Source organism: Halobacillus sp. 12SKB (assembly GCF_052941655.1).
This window is the reverse complement of sequence record NZ_JBRFWR010000001.1, coordinates 737,595-756,302: the sequence shown is the minus strand read 5'-3', so window position 1 is coordinate 756,302 and position 18,708 is coordinate 737,595. Positions and strand designations below refer to the sequence as shown.

The window sequence follows — 18,708 nt, the reverse complement described above, 5'->3', positions numbered from 1 at the left end:
AAGCTTGAATGGTTGAGGGAAGTGGATGTTATCAACTCTTCCCAGTGTGCGTTTAGAACGTAAATGCTTGATGCAGATCGCTTTATGCTTGCTTAGAAGGGACGAGTGGGAGCCCTACTTCTGGGTACAGGGGTTCGTTTTTCCTTACATGAGATGGGGTGGTTGGGAAGCTGCGAGACTCCCGTGGGAGAAAGGAGAAAGGCGAGATCCCACAGGGCTTTAGCCCGAGGAAGCTCGCCACTCCCCCACAGGAAAGTGAGTTGCTTCCCAGCCACCCCTGACGCTCAACCCCAGCAACGAACCCTGAAACATCTCGATACTGAGTCTTCCACAAACGGGACAGTTTGTGGAAGGGTGGGGAATAAAATTATGATGTGTCCGGCGGCCTTTTAAGGCGGTCGGATTTTTTATGGGAGGCAAATGAATTTGTTGTCTGGACACAAAGGGTTTCGTATGAGGAGGAAGAATATTAGTAAAGAAGAATAGGAGAGGGGTGACGTGTATCCAAGGCCTCTGATGGGTATAGTAACAGATAGATAACTTGGAAGAGGTGATACGATGTTTTATTCAGTAACGTTACAAAAAATAATCTTTCTAACGGGAATCGGTATCATTATTGGTGCCATCATCGGATTTTCGTCTGTGCTGGGGTTCGGTCTTGATGGCTCCGTTTTCGTCCTTTCTATGTTCTTGAGTATCATCAGTGTTTATGCGACGGCCATGTACGCGGAACTCTATCATATCCGAGAAGCCATCAATAAACAAAATAAGAATTTTTAAGGGAAATCATAGAAAAAACTGAATAATAGAATGGTTATGTATAAGGCGCCTACAATCGCCATGGTCAAAACCGTGGTTTTTGTGATTTTTTTGAAGATCACGAAGAAAGTGGTGATGACAGCCGAAATGATAAAAACACTATAAAAAATATCCAACTTCTCTACCTCCCTTTTTTATTATGGTTGTTATTGTAATGGAAACTCTGCAATTATGCGAGAGGATGAAGGGACGGGATGTCTGGAGATGAGCGGTTAGCTGCGGTTTATCTGAAGACTGTAAAGGGAACAATGGAAGATAGTACCCAGAAAGGGTGGGTTTTTCATGACCCTGTTTGATGGATTGTTTTTAATAGTGACGGCCTTTTGGCTGGCAGAGTTTCTTATCTTCAGAAATGATCGATCAGGAGGAAGCGGTTCTCATGAACGCCGCTCTTTTCTATTGATCCTTGCGGCCGTGGTTGTGACTCTCGTATTTTCTCTCTTTATGCAGGAATGGAACATTGGGATTATTCATCATCGCGGGGTTTGGTGGATTGGATTAGTGTTGTACGCCTTTGGAGTAGGCCTTAGATATTGGGGGATTCTTCATCTGAAAGATCAATTTACACGGAACGTCTCTGTTCAAGAAGGAGACCGCCTTGTAAGTAGTGGTCCTTATCGTCTCCTCAGGCATCCTCTCTATACAGGGCTTTTATTCATCATTATCGGGTTTTGTTCAGGACTCGGCAACCTTTATGCAGCACTCATATGTGGAATTTTCATGACGATCGCATTACTACATAGAATTAAGCTCGAAGAAGCGATGCTTGTGGAGCAGCATGGGAGCATGTACAGGGAATGGTGTCGTTCAAGGTACCGGCTGATTCCTTTTGTTTATTAATTTTGGAGGTGGATGGTTTTGAAAAAGAAAACAGCGGTTGTAGTGGGAGCAGGTTTAGGTGGTATGTCGGCAGCAATTCGGCTGTCCGCAGATGGTTATGATGTGAAAATCATTGAAAAGAACAGCAACATAGGTGGAAAGTTGAATCGGAGAGAGGGGAAAGGGTTCACTTTTGATACTGGGCCATCCATATTAACGATGCCATGGGTCCTTGAACAGCTTTTTGAAAGTGTGCACCGCCGTCTTGAGGACTACATCACGGTAGAACGCGTGGAACCACAATGGCGTACTTTTTTTGAAGACGGCACACAGCTCGATGTAACCAGCGATCTACCTAATATGCTTGAAGAAATGGCTAAGGTCACCGAAAGGCCGAACCGGAAGCTGACAGATTTCTTGTCCTACAGTCAGGACATGTATGAACTCTGTATGAAGAGTTTCTACAAATATAGTATTGAAGACTTGAAGGATTTGAAAAAGCACCATAAGTTGAGTGAATTATTTCAGATGGATCCGATGAATACGGTAGCAAAAGCGACGCACAAGCACTTTGACAATAAATATTTGGAACAGCTGTTCAATTATTTTGTCATGTACGTAGGATCTAATCCTTACGCAACACCGGCTATTTTGAATCAGCTTGTCTATGTTCAGCTTGGGCTCGGCATTCATTATGTTAAAGGTGGCATGTACAAAATTGCTGAAGGTATGGGGCGTCTTATGGAAGAGCTTCGTATCGATGTGGAATTGAATACTCCGGTCCAGCGTTTTGTCGTGGATGGTGATCGTGTCGTTGGTGTAGAAACGGCTGAGGGAACGATTCACGAAGCGGATGTTGTCATCTCTAACCTTGAGGTCATCCCGGCATATCGGAAGCTGGCGCCGCAAACATCCAAGGTGAAGAAAGAAACGAAGTCTCTTGAGAAAAAATTCGATCCGACTGTATCAGGGCTTGTGTTATTGCTTGGAACGGATCGCAAGTTTGAGAACTTGAAGCATCATAACTTCCTTTTCTCCGAGGATCCAGAAAAAGAATTCAAACAGATCTTTGAAGAAGGTAAGCCTGCAGATGACCCGACAATCTATATCGGAATTTCGGCAAGATCTGATGAAACGCAAGCGCCTGAAGGGAAAGATAACCTCTTTGTACTTACACACGTTCCGCCGCTTGAAAACAAAAAGCGTAAACCAATCGACTGGGATGCCTACCGTGAAACGGTGTTGGATAAGTTAGAGCGAATGGGCATGGAAGGCCTGCGTGATTCTATCGAGTTTGAGTATCGTTTTACCCCTGAAGACCTCGAGGCCTTGTATGGTCCGAACGGTGGATCCATTTACGGGATAGCGGCTGACCGCAAGTCTAATGGTGGATTTAAGATTCCATCCAAGAGCCAGATTTATGATGGGCTCTATTTTGTGGGCGGCTCGACTCACCCGGGTGGGGGTGTGCCGATGGTGACATTATCAGGACAGTTGACTGCGGACTTAATTAAAGAGAGAGAAACAGAACCGGTTCACCAGTAAAACAAAAGCTCAGCGCCTTGCGAGGTACTGAGCTTTCTGTGTGAGAAGCAGCAAATACTGCTCGTGTTCCAGTCATTTACTGTTTACGGCTGGTGAGCGAAGGGAATGGTTGAAAAATGCCATACTGAAGTTGAGTTGAAGGAGTTTTTTTATGAGCGACTGGATCATTTTTGCTCTATTTTTCATATCAGGAATCTTAACCTTTTTCATAGCCTCAAGGCTTGCGATATTTGGGGACGCGGTCAAAGAAAAAACGAAAGCATCTTCCGCTTTCATGGGAGCCATCATTGGTATTGCCATCTCGCTGCCTGAATTGACCTCGAGTGTTACGGCTATCGTCATCGACAGTCCTGACCTGGCTGTTGGAAACTTGATCGGAAGCAACCTTTTCAATATCATGGGCCTCGCAATTTTTGACATTGTCTATCGCCGCTATCAGATATTGACGCATGCAACGGTGGAAAGTAAGTTATATGGCTGGCTTGTGATATTAATGACACTCATCGTCATAGCCGGTTTGAGTTTGACCCTTCCGACTCATATCTTCCACATTAGCTACACGTCCATTGTCATTGTGGTTCTTTATTTCATTGGTTCCAAGTTTATCAATGACCGAACAGAGTACCAAGGTAGAAAAGTGAAACGACAAAATGAACGATACAAAGAGTTTTCATATAAACAGGTGCTTTGGCGCTTCATTTTATATGCTTTTCTCATTATGGTCATTGGCAGTGTGCTGACCATTACGGCTGAGCGTATATCCGTCATTACGGGAATCGGTGCTTCATTTATTGGTGCGTTTTTGGTAGCGATCAGCACCTCATTACCTGATGCGGTCAGTGTAGGGACGGCGCTCAAGCTCAGGAATTTCAATCTCGGTATAAGTTCGTTGCTCGGAAGTAATGCCTTCAATCTGATGATTCTGGCCATTACAGATTTCATCTATTTTAAGGGGAATCTATTACAGGAATCGTCCCCTGCAAACATGATCACAGGGGTGACATCCATCGTGTTCATTCTATTAATTATCTACAGCATTACACGAAAAAATGTTCGTGCCTGGAATTATTTGATTCCTTCTTTTTTAATTATCGTGAGCTATTTTATCACTACGTATCTAGCATTTCAGATGAAATGATAGAAGTTGGCCCATGCATTATTAATGAAGGGAGTCATTATTCCAAGATGATGAGAAGCAAAAGGTGGGTGAGTGAATGGACTGGCCTGAACGTTTAGTGAATGAAGCGCAAAAGAGAATGGAGCCTTATGACGTAGAAGGTTTCGTACTTGGAAAAGGTGATGATCGTGGCAGGATCATGATCGTCGGCGAAGCTCCTGGTGAAAATGAAGCGGTTAAGGGGGAGCCCTTTATTGGAAGAGCGGGCGATGAACTGGATAAACAGCTCGACTATCTTGATCTATCAAGAGAAGATGTTTACATCACGAGTGTTGTGAGAAGTCGGCCCTACAAATGGGTGAAGACGGACAAAAAGGGGATGGGGGGCAAACGGAAAGCCAACCGAAAGCCGAATCAAAAAGAAATTTATGCTCATGCTAGGCTGCTCGATTACCAGATTGAACACATGAAACCTGATATCATTATCGCACTTGGAGGAGTGGCCTACGAACGGTTGACCGGTGATAAAGGGAAAATCAGTGATGTCGTTGGTGAAGTGATCCGCACACCTGTGCAGAAAGAAGAAGATGGTCAGTATAAAAAGACTGAGAAAGAATATACCATCGTCCCCCTCTATCATCCGGCGGCTGTTTTTTATAATCCGAAGATCAAGGAAGATATCTATGAGTCACTGGATCGATTGAAAAGTTATTTGGAGGGTGATAGTGAGTAGTGATCTTCAGCGATCCTGAGTCTGAATAAAAAGGAGAGCTACCGTGAACGGACGCTCTCCATTAGAGGGGTCAACTGTCTTCATAGTGGTTCATCTGGATTTTTTCAAAAACAAAGTAGCCCTGTGTACTGGCTGTTACCGATCCTATGCCTGTGCTTCTCCAGCTGCGGATCGCGATTCGGTTTTCGTTTTCTTCGCCCTTGATTCTGTAAATTTTCGTTTCAGGGAGAAAAGCGGTCACACTCTCTAAAGCGTCAGCCTCCTCGCCGGGGTTTTTGTGGTTGATGGTTCCGATTACTTCTCCCAGCTCATTAGGTGGGACTCTCTTTGCTGTTTGGAAAAATTGTTCATCCTCATGAATGACGTACGTTTCCCTGACCATCATCGATGTCTTATGCTTTTGAAAGTTATCGGCTTTTACAAAAGTGGGTGGTGGATCTACAGCTGCGGTCTTCAGTTCGGGGATGGTGTCTTTGGTCATCAGTAAACCAGCTGTTTCAGGTGGCTGTTGGCTTTGGGAAAGTTGCCAACCTGTAAATAATAGAATGGTTGCCGTTGGGATGAGGAGAGTCTTCATGCCAACGTGCGATTGCTTTTGTTTCTTTTTCTGGGAAGATTTCAAGACCATCTTCTTCATATGTCTTTCATCAAACGGGACCTGATCATATTTCACGTTCTGGTCCATTTTCTTTAATTTACGATCAATCAAATCACTCACTCTGGGAACTCCCTTCCGATGTTAACCTTTCTTGCAGTAGTTGACGTGCGCGTCTTAAACGAGTCTTTACTGTGTTCGGACTTGTGTTCAGCACGTTCGCCAATTCATTGATGTCGAACTCTTCAAAGTAATATAAAATGATGATTTCTCTGTATTTGTCTTCAAGGTTCAGTACATGGGCAAGCAGGGTTTCATCTTCATCCTGCTGCAGCACGAATTCTTCCGGCGTCTCTTTTGTTGAAGGGATGGAACGGAACAGCTCCGTGCCTTTTTTGACGACTCTTTTCATGTAAGAGCTTTTTAAATAGTCCTTACACGAGTTAATGGTAATTTTGTATAACCATGTTTTTATCGTAGATTCTTTTTTGAAACTGGCATATTTCTGGTATGCTTTAATAAACGTTTCTTGAGTGATATCTTCTGCAATTGCATAATCTTTTACATACGAATAAGCGAGCCATTTTAAGTCGTGGCCGTATTCTTGAATCCATACTTCCAGCTGTTCCTCACCGTGTTCTTCGGGTTCATATGTAGATTGTGAGCGTTGGTTGCGTATCAATTTTTCCCACCTCATCTGTTAGACGACACTCCCCGAGAATAAGTTTTTACTTTGCTTGTTTTCTTAGATCTTAAACTATGTATTCGATAGACGTCACCGTTTTCCTTTTTTAAAAAAAGAGGGAGGATCGTGGGTGTGTGCGATTCTCTACGATTACCGGAGGGGTTTGGCATGCAAAGACCTGGGCGTTGGCTTGCTGTTGCGGGATTTTTCTTATGGCTGATATGGAAATTCTCCTTTTCTATTGAGTGGCTTGAATTTTCGATAGGTTTCAGTTTGTTTGTCCTCGTTCCACTCTTGCTTGAAGAAGCAGTCAAAGATTCTCGTGAAAACAAAGCAGCTCATTGGTTGTGGCAGTGTCTCATATGCTTGCTTCCTTTTTCTGTGTCAGGTGTGCTTTCTTTATCCATGCAGGCAGGTTGGGAAGCGGCGGTTTGGGGATTGATTTGGTTTATTTATACATTATCTGTGGCAGTGGGCGGCGTTTGGCGCTTTCTTCTGCGTCAAGGGGCAAAGGTGGAGGAGTTGAGCATTGATGCCGGCTTTCTTTATTTAGCGATCGCTGGTCTTTTCCTGTTTTTCTCCCGTCTCCCTATAAAAAATTTCGGTTCACTCTCGACGCGGGAATGGATTGTATTGGCTTTGTTCTTTCATGGGGTCGTCTTTTTATTGGCAGTGATTACCGGTTTCTTTGGTCGGTATCGAAAAGAGATGGCAGTTAAGCCGAAAAAGCAAATCGATTTTCCTTACCGTTTTTTAGTGATCACGGTTCTCATCAGTCCAGTGGTCGGTTTCTTCAGTCTCTTGTATGGAACGGAAGCCGTCATACTTTCTGTCGTCATCTTTTCATTTTTGCTTGTTTGGATGTGCCTTTGGTGGTTTTGGTTATCCGTTGAGTTTAAGCCATGGGTACAAACAGCGTTAATTTTGACGAGCTTTATGGGATTCAGTATCGTTGGCAGTGCGTTGTGGAAGGGTTTGAGTATCGGCCGCTTGAGTAGTGTGGGGATGCTTGCGACCATTCCGCCGTATGGATTCTTTTCTGCTTTACTCTTTTCGTGGCTGATCGTTTTTGCATGGCGGGGTGTAAATAAACCCCAACGAATCATACCCGAGAGTGATTAACGGGATGGAAAATGTTTCACGTGGAACCTGGCTCATTGTGTCGATATATGCCAGTTTCCGTTATGAAGAATAGCCGAAGCTTCCTCTTCAGTTATCGCGGATTTATGCTATAATAAAAGTGAAACGGCGACAGCTGCAACTGTCGCCCTGATACCGTTCGCAAATCATGGATACTGGGCCTTCACTACATGTGAAGGTCTATTTTTTATTGTTCATTTTTATGATGAGCGCAAGGAGCGTAATGATGAACGTTCCGAACGCTAACATGATCATAAGGGATTCATATGTGCTCATCGATGGCCTCACACCCTTTCTACCACAGTCTTTATCTTTAAATAGAGAACGGTATCTATCTACAAGGATACCATATTTTGCGAAAAATAAGAACGTATGTTCGTAAAATAGACAGAAGGAACTAAAAAACTCCGGCTCACCTCTAAGGTGAACTGGAGTTTTTTTATATGATTGACCTTGGAATAGTAGGGGGAACCAAGGTGAATCCACGATAGATATTATTGTGCTGTCTTTGTCTCTGTAGGTGCTTTTGTCTTTGATTGAGACTCAGAATTCAAACCGTCAAGCCGGTGGAGTAATCCGACACCGAAATCGCCGTCTGTGCTTGGGTTGATGTTTTCGTTGAAAATACCACGGCTTGTTTCGTAGGCCTGGGATCCATGTTCGGAGAAGTCGAGACCGGAGATTTCTTCTTGTCTTGAAACGCGGATGCCGACTGTACTTTTAACGATAAATACAACGACTGCTGTTGTTAGCACCGTCCAAGCAATGACAGAAAGGACGCCGATGGCCTGGATGCCAAGAAGACCTGCGCCACCACCGTAGAAGAGACCGCCTTCAACAGCGAAAAGACCAACCGCGATTGTACCCCAGATGCCGCAAATGCCGTGAACAGCGATCGCGCCGACGGGGTCATCAATGCGAACAACTCGATCAAGAAACTGAACGGATTCTACTAAGATGATACCAGCGATCAAACCAATGGCGAGAGCCCCGGCTAAGGAAACGTTGGCTGTTCCTGCTGTGATTCCTACTAAGCCCGCGAGAGCGCCATTTAATGTAAGGGAAGCGTCAATGCGTTTGAATTTTGCGTAAGAATAGAAGGCGGAGCTTATGATTCCTGCTGATGCAGACAACAGAGTAGTTGCGATAACGGAAGGAACAAGAGACGGATCCGCCGCCAGTGTACTTCCACCGTTAAAGCCGAACCAGCCGAACCAAAGGATGAAGACACCAAGAGCCCCTAAAGGGATGTTATGACCTGGAATAACGTTTACTTTCTTGCCACTGTATTTACCAAGACGTGGTCCTAAGAACATCACAGTGACGATAGCGCCAAGAGCACCTGTTAAGTGAACGACTGTGGAGCCTGCAAAATCAACAAACCCAAGCTCGGATAGCCATCCTCCGCCCCAAACCCAGTGACCTACGACAGGGTAAATGAAGCCTGTCATAACCACCGTAAGTAGAAGGTAAGAGCCTAGTTTCATCCGTTCTGCGACAGCGCCGGAAATGATCGTTGCACACGTGGCAGCGAATACGGCTTGGAAGACGAAGAACCCGATTTGATCTTCTTGACCGCTTAGAAGGAACCCATCCATTCCGATGATGCCCCCGCCGGAAGTACCAAACATAATACCGTAGCCAACGACAAAATAAAGGACGGCAGCGATGGACATCGTCATGAAGTTCTTCATCAGGATGTTCAGTGCATTCTTTGAGCGAGTGAATCCAGATTCGACCATGGCGAAGCCTGCGTGCATGAAGAATACTAAGAAAGCGGCAATCATGACCCAAACCATGTCGACGGACTGCAGAACAGCTTCTGCAGATATCGCTGTTTCAGCGCTAGCGACAACCGGGAATCCAAGGAGTGCGAATAAGAACAAAGGAACGATTTTTCTCATAAATTCATTCTTCCTTTCGAAATAATGTATTAGATTAGTGCTTGTTTGCCAGTTTCTCCTGTCCGAATGCGGAATACTTCATCGATCGTAGATACGAAAATCTTCCCGTCTCCAACTTCATCTGTAGCGCAAGTATTGATGATGACATCTATCACGGACCCGAGTTCGCTGTTCTCCACGACCATTTCTACCTTTACCTTGGGATAGAGTTTAATTTCAAACCGGCTGCCCCTGAAGATTCCTTCCTGGCCTTTTTGTTGTCCGCATCCAGCAACTTCAGACACCGTCAGACCTTTCACGCCTAGCTCATCAAGGCTCTGCCTCAAATCCTGGAATGCTTCAGGACGGATGATTGCCTCCACTTTCTTCATGACTATAGTCCTCCTTTTATCGTTGTGTTAGGTTTCCTTACACAATGAGTAAGTAATTAAATCTAACTATAAAATAAATATTCTGAAAAATCAATACACTTTTTGATATTATGTCAGAAAAGGTGACATAATAGCGCTTTCTTTGATAATAAGAAAAGACCAGGTCATCCATATTCTGGATGACCTGGTCAGGTATTATTTGGGTATTATTTGCTATATGGCGGTATTATAGGTCGTCGAAGCCGTTGGTTTCGGATACTTTGGTGTACTGACGTGATTTTTGTTCGAAGAAGTCTGATTTTCCTTCATCGACTTCCTGATATGCCCGGATCCATTTTAATGGGTTTTCTGTATAGGAGGGGAACGGCTTTTCTGCTCCCAGTAGTCTGCAACGTTTGTTGGCGATGTAACAGATATAGTCTTCCAGGTCCTGAATCGGAATGCCTGGGAATTGATTCCCGATCAGGTGACGTGCCCATTTGATTTCTAAACCAGCCGCTTTTTTGAACGTATTGGTCACGAACGTCCGGTAGTAGTCAGGATCCAACTCTGGGTTTTCTTTTAGGGTTTCGTTAAAAATGTGTCCAAACAAGCTGACATGGATTTGTTCATCTCGATTGATGTAGTTGATCATCGTACTAGTCGAGACCATTTTCTGATTTCTGGCCAGATTATAGAAGAAAGCGAAGCCGGCATAAAAGAAGAGGCCCTCAAGTACGACATCATAAACGATGGACTTCAGAAAACTGTCCATGGAAGGATCATTACTGAAGGACTGGTATCCATCGGTAATGAAAGTGTTGCGTTCTTTGAGCACTTCGTCATGCTTCCAGTAATCAAAAATCTTCTCCTGTTCTCCCTGGTCTACGAGTGTGGATAGAACGTAAGAGTAGGATTGGTTATGGACAACTTCCTGAAAAGCGAGCACTTGCATTAAGGCAGAGAGACTTGAATCAGTCAGATAGTCTGCGATTTTTCCTGAATAATCGGTTTGGATGGAATCCAAGAAAGCGAGTAGACCGATGATTTTTTTGAATGCGGTCTGTTCCTGTTCTGAGAGTTCGGGCCATTGCTTTAAGTCGTTACTCATGTTGATTTCATTGGGAATCCAAAAATTTGAGAGCATTGTCTTATACATGGGATAGGCCCATGAGTAGCGGGTATTATCCCAATTTAAGATGTTCGAACTTTTTCCGTTAATCACGCCTGTCGAGGCATTTGGTGCTTCATAATCGACAAGCTTTCTTTTTTGTATCGATGATGTCATGGTGAAATTCCTCCTTTTTATGATGAACAAACTTCACATTCGTCAAATTCTCCTTGGCTGGATGTTGATCGTGTATAGTAGGTCGTTTTCAATCTGTGTTTCCATGCGGATAAGTGCAAATCCAAGAGCTCTTTCGCCTGGATGTTGTTCCGTACGTAGAGGTTAAACGAGACCGATTGATCGATGAATTTTTGCCTGATACTGTTCTGCCTGATGGATGCGTGCTGGTCGACATCGTAGGCGGATGGGTAATACCCATAGGTTTCATGGGTTAATTCAGGTGCGGTGACAGGAATCTTGTAATCTTTTTTCTCTTCGGAATAAAACTTTTTAAAAATCGGATCAATACTGGCCGTGCTGCCTGCGATAAGAGATGTACTTGAATTCGGTGCTACAGCCATCAAGTATCCATTTCTCATTCCATTCTTGGACACCTTGTGCTGCAAGGCTTTCCAGTTCCACGTACCTTCTTGGTCAAACGTTCGTTTAATGAAAAATTCTCCCGTCTGCCAGTCTGACCCTTCGAATAGAGGATAGCTTCCTTTTTCAGCAGCAAGATCTGAACTTGCTTCAATGGCATGATAGGCAACAGCTTCATAAACTTCTTTCGTATAGTCGAGTGCTTCCTCTGATTCCCAGTCGATCTTCTTTTTGGCCAGTAGATGGGCCCACCCGAAGGTACCGAGCCCAACGCCACGGTAAGATTGGTTCGTGAGTTGTGCTTGTAAAACGGGAATGGTATTTCGGTCGATGACGTTATCCAGCATACGAACTTGAATTGAGATCAAGCGCTTCAGGACGCCATTCGTGACGGCACGACCGAGGTTGATGCTCGACAAGTTACAAACAACGAAATCCCCTGGTGTCTTCACGGAAATGATTTTTCCGTCTTCCACGTATTGTTCATCCTGGATGGTTGGTTTTTGGTTCTGGGTGATTTCTGTACAAAGGTTGCTGCAATAAACCATGCCCGCGTGATTGTTCGGATTCATGCGATTGACTTCATCCCTGTAAAACATATACGGCGTCCCTGTTTCAAGCTGACCGATCATGATGCGCTTCATAATTTCGATCGCAGGCACTTTCTCCTTGGAAAGGTCAGGATGTGCGACGCAGGCGGCATATTTCTCCCGGAAGGATCCTGCCCCCTTCTTTTCATCAAAGTAGTCTTCCAGTGAGTAGCCCATGACGGTGCGGACTTCATGAGGATCGAACAAATACCAGTCCTCACGTTTTTCCACTGCCTCCATAAAGAGGTCGGGTATGGATACTCCTGTGAAAAGATCGTGAGTTCGCTGGCGTTCATCTCCGTTATTCAACCGGCTGTCCAGGAAAGGGAAGATATCTTTATGCCATACATCTAAATATACAGCGACCGCTCCCTGACGCTGCCCCAGTTGGTCCACGCTGACAGCCGTGTTGTTGAGCTGCTTCATCCATGGGAGAATTCCTGACGAGACACCTTTGAATCCACGGATGTCACTTCCGCGGCTTCTGATTTTTCCTAAATAAACGCCGATTCCCCCTCCGTGCTTACTCAGGTTGGCGATATCGGTATTGGTATCATAAATGGACTGCAGGGAATCATCGATGGTGTCGATGAAACAGGAGCTCAGCTGTCCATACCTCTTTCCGGCATTGGCGAGTGTAGGGGTAGCGACAGTCATGTACAAATGACTCAGCGCCCAATACGCTTCTTTAACGAGAGGAAGGCGCTTGGATGCTTTTTCTTCCGCCATTAATACCATAGCGATGATCATGAAACGTTCTTGAGGAAGTTCATAAACTTCTTTAGCTTTGCTTTTGGCAAGATAGCGGTCGCTTAAAGTCTTCAAACCAATATAGGTGAAGAGATGATCGCGATCTGGTACGATGCAGGACTCCAGTTCTTCTATTTCCTTTTTTGTGTAGTATGTAAGGAGATTCCTGTTGTAAATATTCTTTTCGATCAACGTTTGGATCAGTCCGTAAAAATTCTCATAAGGATTAGATGTGGATCGATGGTAGGCGGACTTTTCATACATGTCCTCCAAATGGATGCGACTCGCTACATACGTCCAATCCGGGTTCGTTTCATCGATTTCCGCCAGACATTCTAATATGAATGCCTGTTTATCATTCTTAAGGTCGGGGGACTTATCAATGAGTCTTTGGACATTCAAATGGGGGAAGTCTGCTTCCCAAAGTTTAATTCTCTCTGGCCAGGACTTGCTTCTTGTTATGGTTTCCATTCTTTTTCACTCCTTGAAAATGAAGGTGTACGTTCGTTAAGTGTCATTGGTTAGGAAAAATAAAAAAATCCGCTCAATGAAAATTGAGCGGATGAAACCATGAAACGAAGAGAAGACATGAGAGCCTTCGTTCCATCGCTTCATCTTCTCAATCCCCGAAGAAGTTGAAACTGCGACGAACGAAGACAGGTCTCCTGGCTGACACTCGATCTTACTCTGGTCCTTCCCGTGCAAAGCACAGTGGAATGTCCATTTCGCGAGTGATGACAGTTGCGGGGGCAGCTCCGGATTTTAACCGGATTCCCTATTAAGCCTTGTGGCATCTTCTGTTCGTAGATACTATATATAGTATTTATTTTAATTCATATTAGCTTATATTGTGTTTCTATCATAACGCTGTAGGGAAGATCATGCAACTCTTTTTTATCGGGTTCGACAAGAATAGAGCTATCTTCCCTGCTATGATCCGCTATAATAGAGGGTAGGAAATTTATTTGAAAGGGATGAGGGTGTGGCACAAACGTTTAATTGGCATAAAGAAGCGGAGAAGCAATGGAATGATCGTGCTGAAATGTGGAATTCAAAAAGTAGAGAGATGTGGGATGATGGAAGCAGGTGCACAATCATTCCTTTTATGACAAAGCATATATCGAAAGGGAAGGTCGCTGATTTAGGGTGCGGAGATGGTTATGGATCGTATCTGCTTTACAAAGCGGGTTTTGACGTCACGGGGCTCGATCTGTCAGAGGACATGGTGATGCGCGCCAATGACCGAGTGAATGATGAACGCATCTCATTTGTGCAAGGGGATTTGACAGACCTGCCGTTTGAGGATGAATCTTTTGACGCGGCGATGGCGATCAATTCACTAGAATGGACAGAAGTCCCGTACAAGGGTTTGGAAGAGATGAAGCGGATCTTGAAACCGGGAGGCCGGTTATGTGTCGGTCTACTTGGACCTACAGCGATGCCGCGTATCAATAGCTATCGCAGGGTATATGGAGAAGAGGTCATTTGTAATACGATGATGCCATGGGAGCTTCAAAAAATGGCTGAAGAGACCGGATGGACCTATGTAGAAGGTCAAGGAGTGTACAAACGCGGAGTGGAAGGTCATCACACCGCGGAGCTGGATGAAGAATTAAAACAAGCCTTAACCTTCATGTGGATCTTCATTTTCGAAAAACAATAAACAACAAAAGCACCCTGTGAGTGGGTGCTTTTGTTTTGGAAATAAATGTATGACCTGGTACACCTGGAAAATCCATAAATGTAAATAAGTGTATGGCCAGGTCACTCCATTTGGTCACTCCATTTATTCGCCTTCCTCGGTCCAGAGGAATTCTTTGAGTAGTTGGTCGACTTCTTCTAGTTCGTGTAGTCCGGAATGTGTCGCCAGCGGGTTGTAGAGGCGCTTTTCCTCGTACTGCCCAAAGGGTACGATTTCTTCCAGTCCACTTACACTTGAGGCATGGACAAGACCGTCCCAATGCTCGGATTCAGGGTCATTGCTATTGATTACACCAGCTACAGCAAAAACTTTCACATCATTCGGGAACTGATCTTTGTTTTGTGTCATTTGCTTTAAAGCTTCAGACTTCGGCCGTAGATCAGTCGTTGCCGCTCCGTAATTCGATGCAAAGTAGCCTTCTTTTTCAATGCCTTTAAAAGGACTTGCAATGACGGAGAGTTTCTCTACTCGAGGAACAGAATAGTGATGATCGCTCAGCAAATAATTGACCGATGCGAGTCCTCCCATCGAGTGACCGACGAGGTTCACTTGTTGAATATTGTAATCGGCTTTTAACCGCCGCATGATTTCTGAAAGCCAATGGGTCTGATTATAGATACTTGCCCGATTGTTCTCAAAAAGCACTTGGATGAACGGATTGGGCGTTTCGGCAAAGTCACCTTGGATCGTGAGATTTCCACGGCTGGAGACATAAACCGTCATATGCTTCTGTCCCCATTGTAAGTTCTGCATCCGGTCCATCATCGTTTCGAAGCTCCGCGGACCACCTTTATAGCCGTGTATGAATAATGTGGGTACAATATCTTCGCGGTCCACAGGTTCGGAACTTCCGGGTCTTGAGTTGATCATAAAAAAGAGCAGGCCGATCAGTAGGGAGCCCATCAAGATCGGCGCCCATTTTTTCCATAGCATAACGTTTTCCTCCTGAAAAACAGATCTATGAATAGTGTAACGGGTAACGCGTGTCACTTCTTGGTATATTTATGAAAAAAGAATGACAATGTGTCGAAGATATCATTAGCATACCCTGATCTGTCAATGCGCATCGAAGGGTTTATCTCCCATTTTTCGGGGAAAACTGAAATTGTAAAAAGATTGGATTACGGAAAGGAGCTTTCCATTGAATCAAGAAGAATTGAAAAAGAAGATTCACGAAGTCATGGAGCAACATAAAGTTGGTACGCTTGCCACAGTGAAAGATAATAAACCCCATTCGCGGTATATGACTTTTTGGAACGATGATGATTTCACTTTCTACACACCAACGAACAGAGAAACACATAAAGCAGACGAAATTGAAGCAAATCCACATGTTCATATCCTTCTCGGATACGAAGGGGAAGGCTATGGGGATTCATATTTAGAAGTCGAGGGACAGGCGAAGATTCGTGAAGATCAGGAAATTAAAGACAAGTTATGGAATGATCACATGGATCGCTGGTTCGATGGCAAAGAAGACCCTGAGTATGTGGTGCTTGAAATCATGCCTGAGAATATACGCTATATGAATCAAGGGCAGGACACACCTGAACGTCTTGATCTGTAAAAGTAAAAGTAAAAGTGGTCAGCTGCAAAGGCTGGCCACTTTTTTATTGAAGGGAACAAGGTTCGTCTTCGTATTCAATTTCCAGAGTGATGTGTTCAAGTGAAATCGGGTGTAAGATTTCTTTGACTTCCTCTTTCACTTTGCAGATCTCTTCCTTTGTCGCTTCTGCCCGCACGACGATGTGAGTGGAGAAGGCATGATTTTCTCCATCCATTGACCAGAGGTGGGTGTGATGAGTGGATTGAACATCAGTCAAATCGTTAATTTTTCGTGAAAGCCCCTCAAGGTCAACCCCTGATGGCACACCTTCAAGAAAGAGTCGCATCGTCTGGATAAGATTTTTCACCACATTATATAAAATAAATAAGGTAATACCAATCGAAGCAATGGGATCCAAAATCGGCACATCAAAAAACAGCATGACGATACTGACCAAAAGAACGGCTACCCAGCCAAGAACATCCTCAAGAAGGTGCCAGGTCATGACCTTCTGGTTCATAGAGTCTCCGCCTTTGAGCCGGAAAACAGCTGCACCGTTAACGAGAATCCCTAAGATGGAAAGAGCGATCATTCCTCCGGCGTTCGGCTGCTCGGGATTCAAGAGCCGGGGGACGGCCTCGGTCAAAATAAAGACAGACCCGACGATCAGTACTACACTGTTGATCAGGGCCGCTAAAAGCGAGAAACGTCGATATCCGAATGAAAAATGATCCGATTGTTCTTTACGCGAAAACTTCTGTAGAAACCAGGCAAGCCCGAGAGAAAGAGAGTCCCCGAGGTCGTGTAAAGCATCGGAAAGAATAGCCATACTATTTGTTAGTAAACCACCGATCAATTCAATAATTGTAAAAAAGAAATTGAGGAAAAAAGCGGTTTTAATTTTACCGGTTGTTGAATCAATATGATGGTGGTGATGATCTCCCATGCGCTCACCCCTTTATATATGATTATATGTTCATATATATAACATATGAAAGATGAAGAGTCTTGTCAATCCTTTTAGGTTTAACCTGAATAAGGGAGACGATGACTCTTCACAAGACCTTTTCTCACTCATGGTCATGTACTTTTTCAATGCACCGTTTTTAATCTATAGGATAGAACCTGCGGTGGATAGAGTAATAATCGAGTTTGTTGTCTGTCACTTTTGATAATCTCTCCAGTGCTTCCAATAAGAAGGTTTTATCCAGCTGGTAGATGACTTCTGTTTCTATATGGTCGATGGTGTTGCACGCAAATTCCCACAGCATTTGGTGCTTGGAGCTGTCGATCGATTCGGCCACCATCGCAATGGAATCTACGAGCTCGGTTATGATCAGATGATTGTCACGAGCGTAGTGACGAATATACCCAAAACCGCGGTAGATATAGGACTCAAATGATTCGGATAGAAGAACTACTCGGACCTGTTCGTCCTTATCCATCAAGTAAGGGGTGAATGTAATGTAATCCTCTACGGTAAGCATCAACTCAGCCATTTGGTGGATGGTGTTCGTTGCGGTTTTCGGGTCGTCATTTCCTAGAGATTTGATCGCAATTTCTGCTAGTTTGTGCATGCCCATTTGGATATCTTGAAGTTCTGTTTCTTTATAGTCAATAATAATCATCTTGCAATATTTTTCTTCATTGACGTTTTCAGCACCAGGACCCCAGTAGCTGATTAAATTGTTGTTCTTCAAAATATAATCTCCGACTTGGGCATGGAATTGGATGATGATCTCATCTTTCCTTGCTTCTTGAATCATCTTCCTGTAATCGACAAGCTGAATGTATCCAGATTTAATGGCCCCCACAGGTTTCGCCTTTGAGCGCTCTGCTTCCATCAAGTCTCCTGGTTCCTCTGCCCGGAACTGTTCAAGATCTTTACTCAGGGTCTGGTTAATGATTTGCTCGGACGAACGCTTCATCGTATCGGTGATGTTGTGTACCTGCATCCAGGTTGTTGCGTGATTGATAAAATAAATGAACGTAACAGCGGACGTAAAGGCGAGGAAAATCGTGACGATCGGTACCGCTACAAAAAATTCGTGCCTCGTGTTTCCGATAAACAGGAAGACGAGCAGTACATAAACGAAGTTCCCATTAAAAATCCCAAGCGCGTGCTGTGTCCTTCGGTCTGAAACAAAGTTGAGGAGCATCCGCGGGGAGAACTGACCACTAAATGTCGTCAAAACGACAAGCAAGGAGTTCAATGTGAATGCACTCAGTGTGAGGATCCCCCCTATGAGTGTACTGACCAGCATCCGGGTGATTTCTGCATTGATTCGGAAAAACTCAAACGTGTACTGTTCGATTTGAAAAACGAGATCCAACAACAGAGTGATCACAACAAAAAATATGGACGATAATATATAGAAAAAAGGCATGTACCATAAGGTCATCTGCATTTCATGCTTTCGCTGCCGTTTAGACATTTTCGCATATTTCTGTATCGATACAGGTAATAACTTTAAGAACATAATGTTCCTCCTTTCTTGTATGAATGGTAATCGTAGTTTCCCCTTCGTCCGAATCAATAAAACGAGATTATGATATTTTTCTACAAAAACTCTCATTGCGAATAAATATACCCGTGAGGTTGGAGTTGTCCCTCCTTCGAGTGATAGACAGGAACAACTTGTAGTTGTAATATCGTTTCGGTTCATACATGGGTGCTTTGTCAGTTTGTGAACGTTGAAGTATAT

At 44.1% G+C, this 18,708-nt stretch carries 19 protein-coding genes and 1 riboswitch; of the genes, 8 read left to right on the top strand and 11 right to left on the bottom strand.

The window, feature by feature from the left end:
• Positions 1–558: 558 nt before the first annotated feature.
• A complete protein-coding gene (locus tag ACQ4XT_RS03740) occupies positions 559–780 on the top strand; it encodes a hypothetical protein (protein ID WP_226594301.1) in 222 nt (73 codons plus the stop codon).
• On the opposite strand, the gene ACQ4XT_RS03735 is transcribed toward ACQ4XT_RS03740, so the two are convergent.
• A complete protein-coding gene (locus ACQ4XT_RS03735) occupies positions 777–935 on the bottom strand; it encodes a hypothetical protein (protein ID WP_446852561.1) in 159 nt (52 codons plus the stop codon). The genes ACQ4XT_RS03740 and ACQ4XT_RS03735 overlap by 4 nt on opposite strands.
• A 166-nt stretch (positions 936–1,101) precedes the next feature.
• On the opposite strand from ACQ4XT_RS03735, the gene ACQ4XT_RS03730 reads away from it, so the two are divergent.
• From ACQ4XT_RS03730 to ACQ4XT_RS03715, 4 genes are all read left to right on the top strand, one after another.
• Positions 1,102–1,659, top strand: coding sequence for a methyltransferase family protein (locus ACQ4XT_RS03730; RefSeq protein ID WP_446852560.1), 558 nt, complete (start codon positions 1,102–1,104; stop codon positions 1,657–1,659).
• A 12-nt stretch (positions 1,660–1,671) separates the two neighbouring features.
• Complete coding sequence (locus tag ACQ4XT_RS03725; protein WP_446852559.1) at positions 1,672–3,183, top strand: phytoene desaturase family protein; 1,512 nt, start codon at positions 1,672–1,674, stop codon at positions 3,181–3,183.
• Positions 3,184–3,334: 151 nt separating this feature from the next.
• Positions 3,335–4,321 carry a sodium:calcium antiporter gene (locus ACQ4XT_RS03720; protein ID WP_446852558.1) on the top strand — a complete coding sequence of 329 codons (987 nt, stop codon included), beginning with the start codon at positions 3,335–3,337 and terminating at the stop codon, positions 4,319–4,321.
• A gap of 76 nt (positions 4,322–4,397) precedes the next feature.
• The gene (locus tag ACQ4XT_RS03715; protein ID WP_446852557.1) at positions 4,398–5,033 is read left to right on the top strand and encodes a uracil-DNA glycosylase; all 636 of its coding nucleotides are present in this window, start codon (positions 4,398–4,400) and stop codon (positions 5,031–5,033) included.
• A gap of 70 nt (positions 5,034–5,103) precedes the next feature.
• Here ACQ4XT_RS03715 and ACQ4XT_RS03710 read toward each other — a convergent pair whose 3' ends face one another.
• Complete coding sequence (locus tag ACQ4XT_RS03710) at positions 5,104–5,751, bottom strand: hypothetical protein (RefSeq protein WP_446852556.1); 648 nt, start codon at positions 5,749–5,751, stop codon at positions 5,104–5,106.
• On the bottom strand, positions 5,744–6,310 hold the full coding sequence (locus ACQ4XT_RS03705; RefSeq protein WP_446852555.1) for a sigma-70 family RNA polymerase sigma factor: 567 nt from the start codon (positions 6,308–6,310) through the stop codon (positions 5,744–5,746). Before ACQ4XT_RS03705 ends, ACQ4XT_RS03710 begins: the two co-directional genes overlap by 8 nt.
• 171 nt (positions 6,311–6,481) lie before the next feature.
• Here ACQ4XT_RS03705 and ACQ4XT_RS03700 point away from each other — a divergent pair, with 171 nt between their 5' ends.
• Positions 6,482–7,435 carry a YndJ family transporter gene (locus ACQ4XT_RS03700; RefSeq protein ID WP_446852554.1) on the top strand — a complete coding sequence of 318 codons (954 nt, stop codon included), beginning with the start codon at positions 6,482–6,484 and terminating at the stop codon, positions 7,433–7,435.
• A gap of 198 nt (positions 7,436–7,633) precedes the next feature.
• Here ACQ4XT_RS03700 and ACQ4XT_RS03695 read toward each other — a convergent pair whose 3' ends face one another.
• The 5 genes from ACQ4XT_RS03695 to ACQ4XT_RS03675 form a co-directional block, all read right to left on the bottom strand.
• Entirely contained in the window at positions 7,634–7,729 is a 96-nt protein-coding gene (locus tag ACQ4XT_RS03695) for a putative holin-like toxin (RefSeq protein WP_075037849.1), read from the bottom strand.
• A 218-nt stretch (positions 7,730–7,947) separates the two neighbouring features.
• The gene (locus ACQ4XT_RS03690; protein ID WP_446852553.1) at positions 7,948–9,357 is read right to left on the bottom strand and encodes an ammonium transporter; all 1,410 of its coding nucleotides are present in this window, start codon (positions 9,355–9,357) and stop codon (positions 7,948–7,950) included.
• A 29-nt stretch (positions 9,358–9,386) separates the two neighbouring features.
• Positions 9,387–9,728 carry a P-II family nitrogen regulator gene (locus ACQ4XT_RS03685; RefSeq protein ID WP_089654735.1) on the bottom strand — a complete coding sequence of 114 codons (342 nt, stop codon included), beginning with the start codon at positions 9,726–9,728 and terminating at the stop codon, positions 9,387–9,389.
• A gap of 226 nt (positions 9,729–9,954) precedes the next feature.
• On the bottom strand, positions 9,955–10,995 hold the full coding sequence (locus ACQ4XT_RS03680; RefSeq protein ID WP_446852552.1) for a ribonucleotide-diphosphate reductase subunit beta: 1,041 nt from the start codon (positions 10,993–10,995) through the stop codon (positions 9,955–9,957).
• A 17-nt stretch (positions 10,996–11,012) separates the two neighbouring features.
• The gene (locus ACQ4XT_RS03675) at positions 11,013–13,226 is read right to left on the bottom strand and encodes a ribonucleoside-diphosphate reductase subunit alpha (RefSeq protein ID WP_446852551.1); all 2,214 of its coding nucleotides are present in this window, start codon (positions 13,224–13,226) and stop codon (positions 11,013–11,015) included.
• A gap of 168 nt (positions 13,227–13,394) precedes the next feature.
• Positions 13,395–13,568: riboswitch (cobalamin riboswitch) on the bottom strand.
• 229 nt (positions 13,569–13,797) lie between these two features.
• Here ACQ4XT_RS03675 and ACQ4XT_RS03670 point away from each other — a divergent pair.
• Positions 13,798–14,418 carry a class I SAM-dependent methyltransferase gene (locus ACQ4XT_RS03670; protein WP_446855567.1) on the top strand — a complete coding sequence of 207 codons (621 nt, stop codon included), beginning with the start codon at positions 13,798–13,800 and terminating at the stop codon, positions 14,416–14,418.
• 123 nt (positions 14,419–14,541) lie between these two features.
• Here ACQ4XT_RS03670 and ACQ4XT_RS03665 read toward each other — a convergent pair whose 3' ends face one another.
• Positions 14,542–15,390, bottom strand: coding sequence for an alpha/beta fold hydrolase (locus ACQ4XT_RS03665; protein ID WP_446852550.1), 849 nt, complete (start codon positions 15,388–15,390; stop codon positions 14,542–14,544).
• 208 nt (positions 15,391–15,598) lie between these two features.
• Here ACQ4XT_RS03665 and ACQ4XT_RS03660 point away from each other — a divergent pair, with 208 nt between their 5' ends.
• Positions 15,599–16,024, top strand: a complete 426-nt coding sequence (locus ACQ4XT_RS03660; protein WP_446852549.1) for a pyridoxamine 5'-phosphate oxidase family protein — start codon at positions 15,599–15,601, stop codon at positions 16,022–16,024.
• 43 nt (positions 16,025–16,067) lie between these two features.
• Here the strand turns inward: ACQ4XT_RS03660 and ACQ4XT_RS03655 are convergent, their stop codons facing one another.
• Positions 16,068–16,949, bottom strand: a complete 882-nt coding sequence (locus ACQ4XT_RS03655; RefSeq protein WP_446852548.1) for a cation diffusion facilitator family transporter — start codon at positions 16,947–16,949, stop codon at positions 16,068–16,070.
• Positions 16,950–17,109: 160 nt separating this feature from the next.
• Complete coding sequence (locus ACQ4XT_RS03650) at positions 17,110–18,483, bottom strand: DUF2254 domain-containing protein (RefSeq protein ID WP_446852547.1); 1,374 nt, start codon at positions 18,481–18,483, stop codon at positions 17,110–17,112.
• Positions 18,484–18,708: the final 225 nt, after the last annotated feature.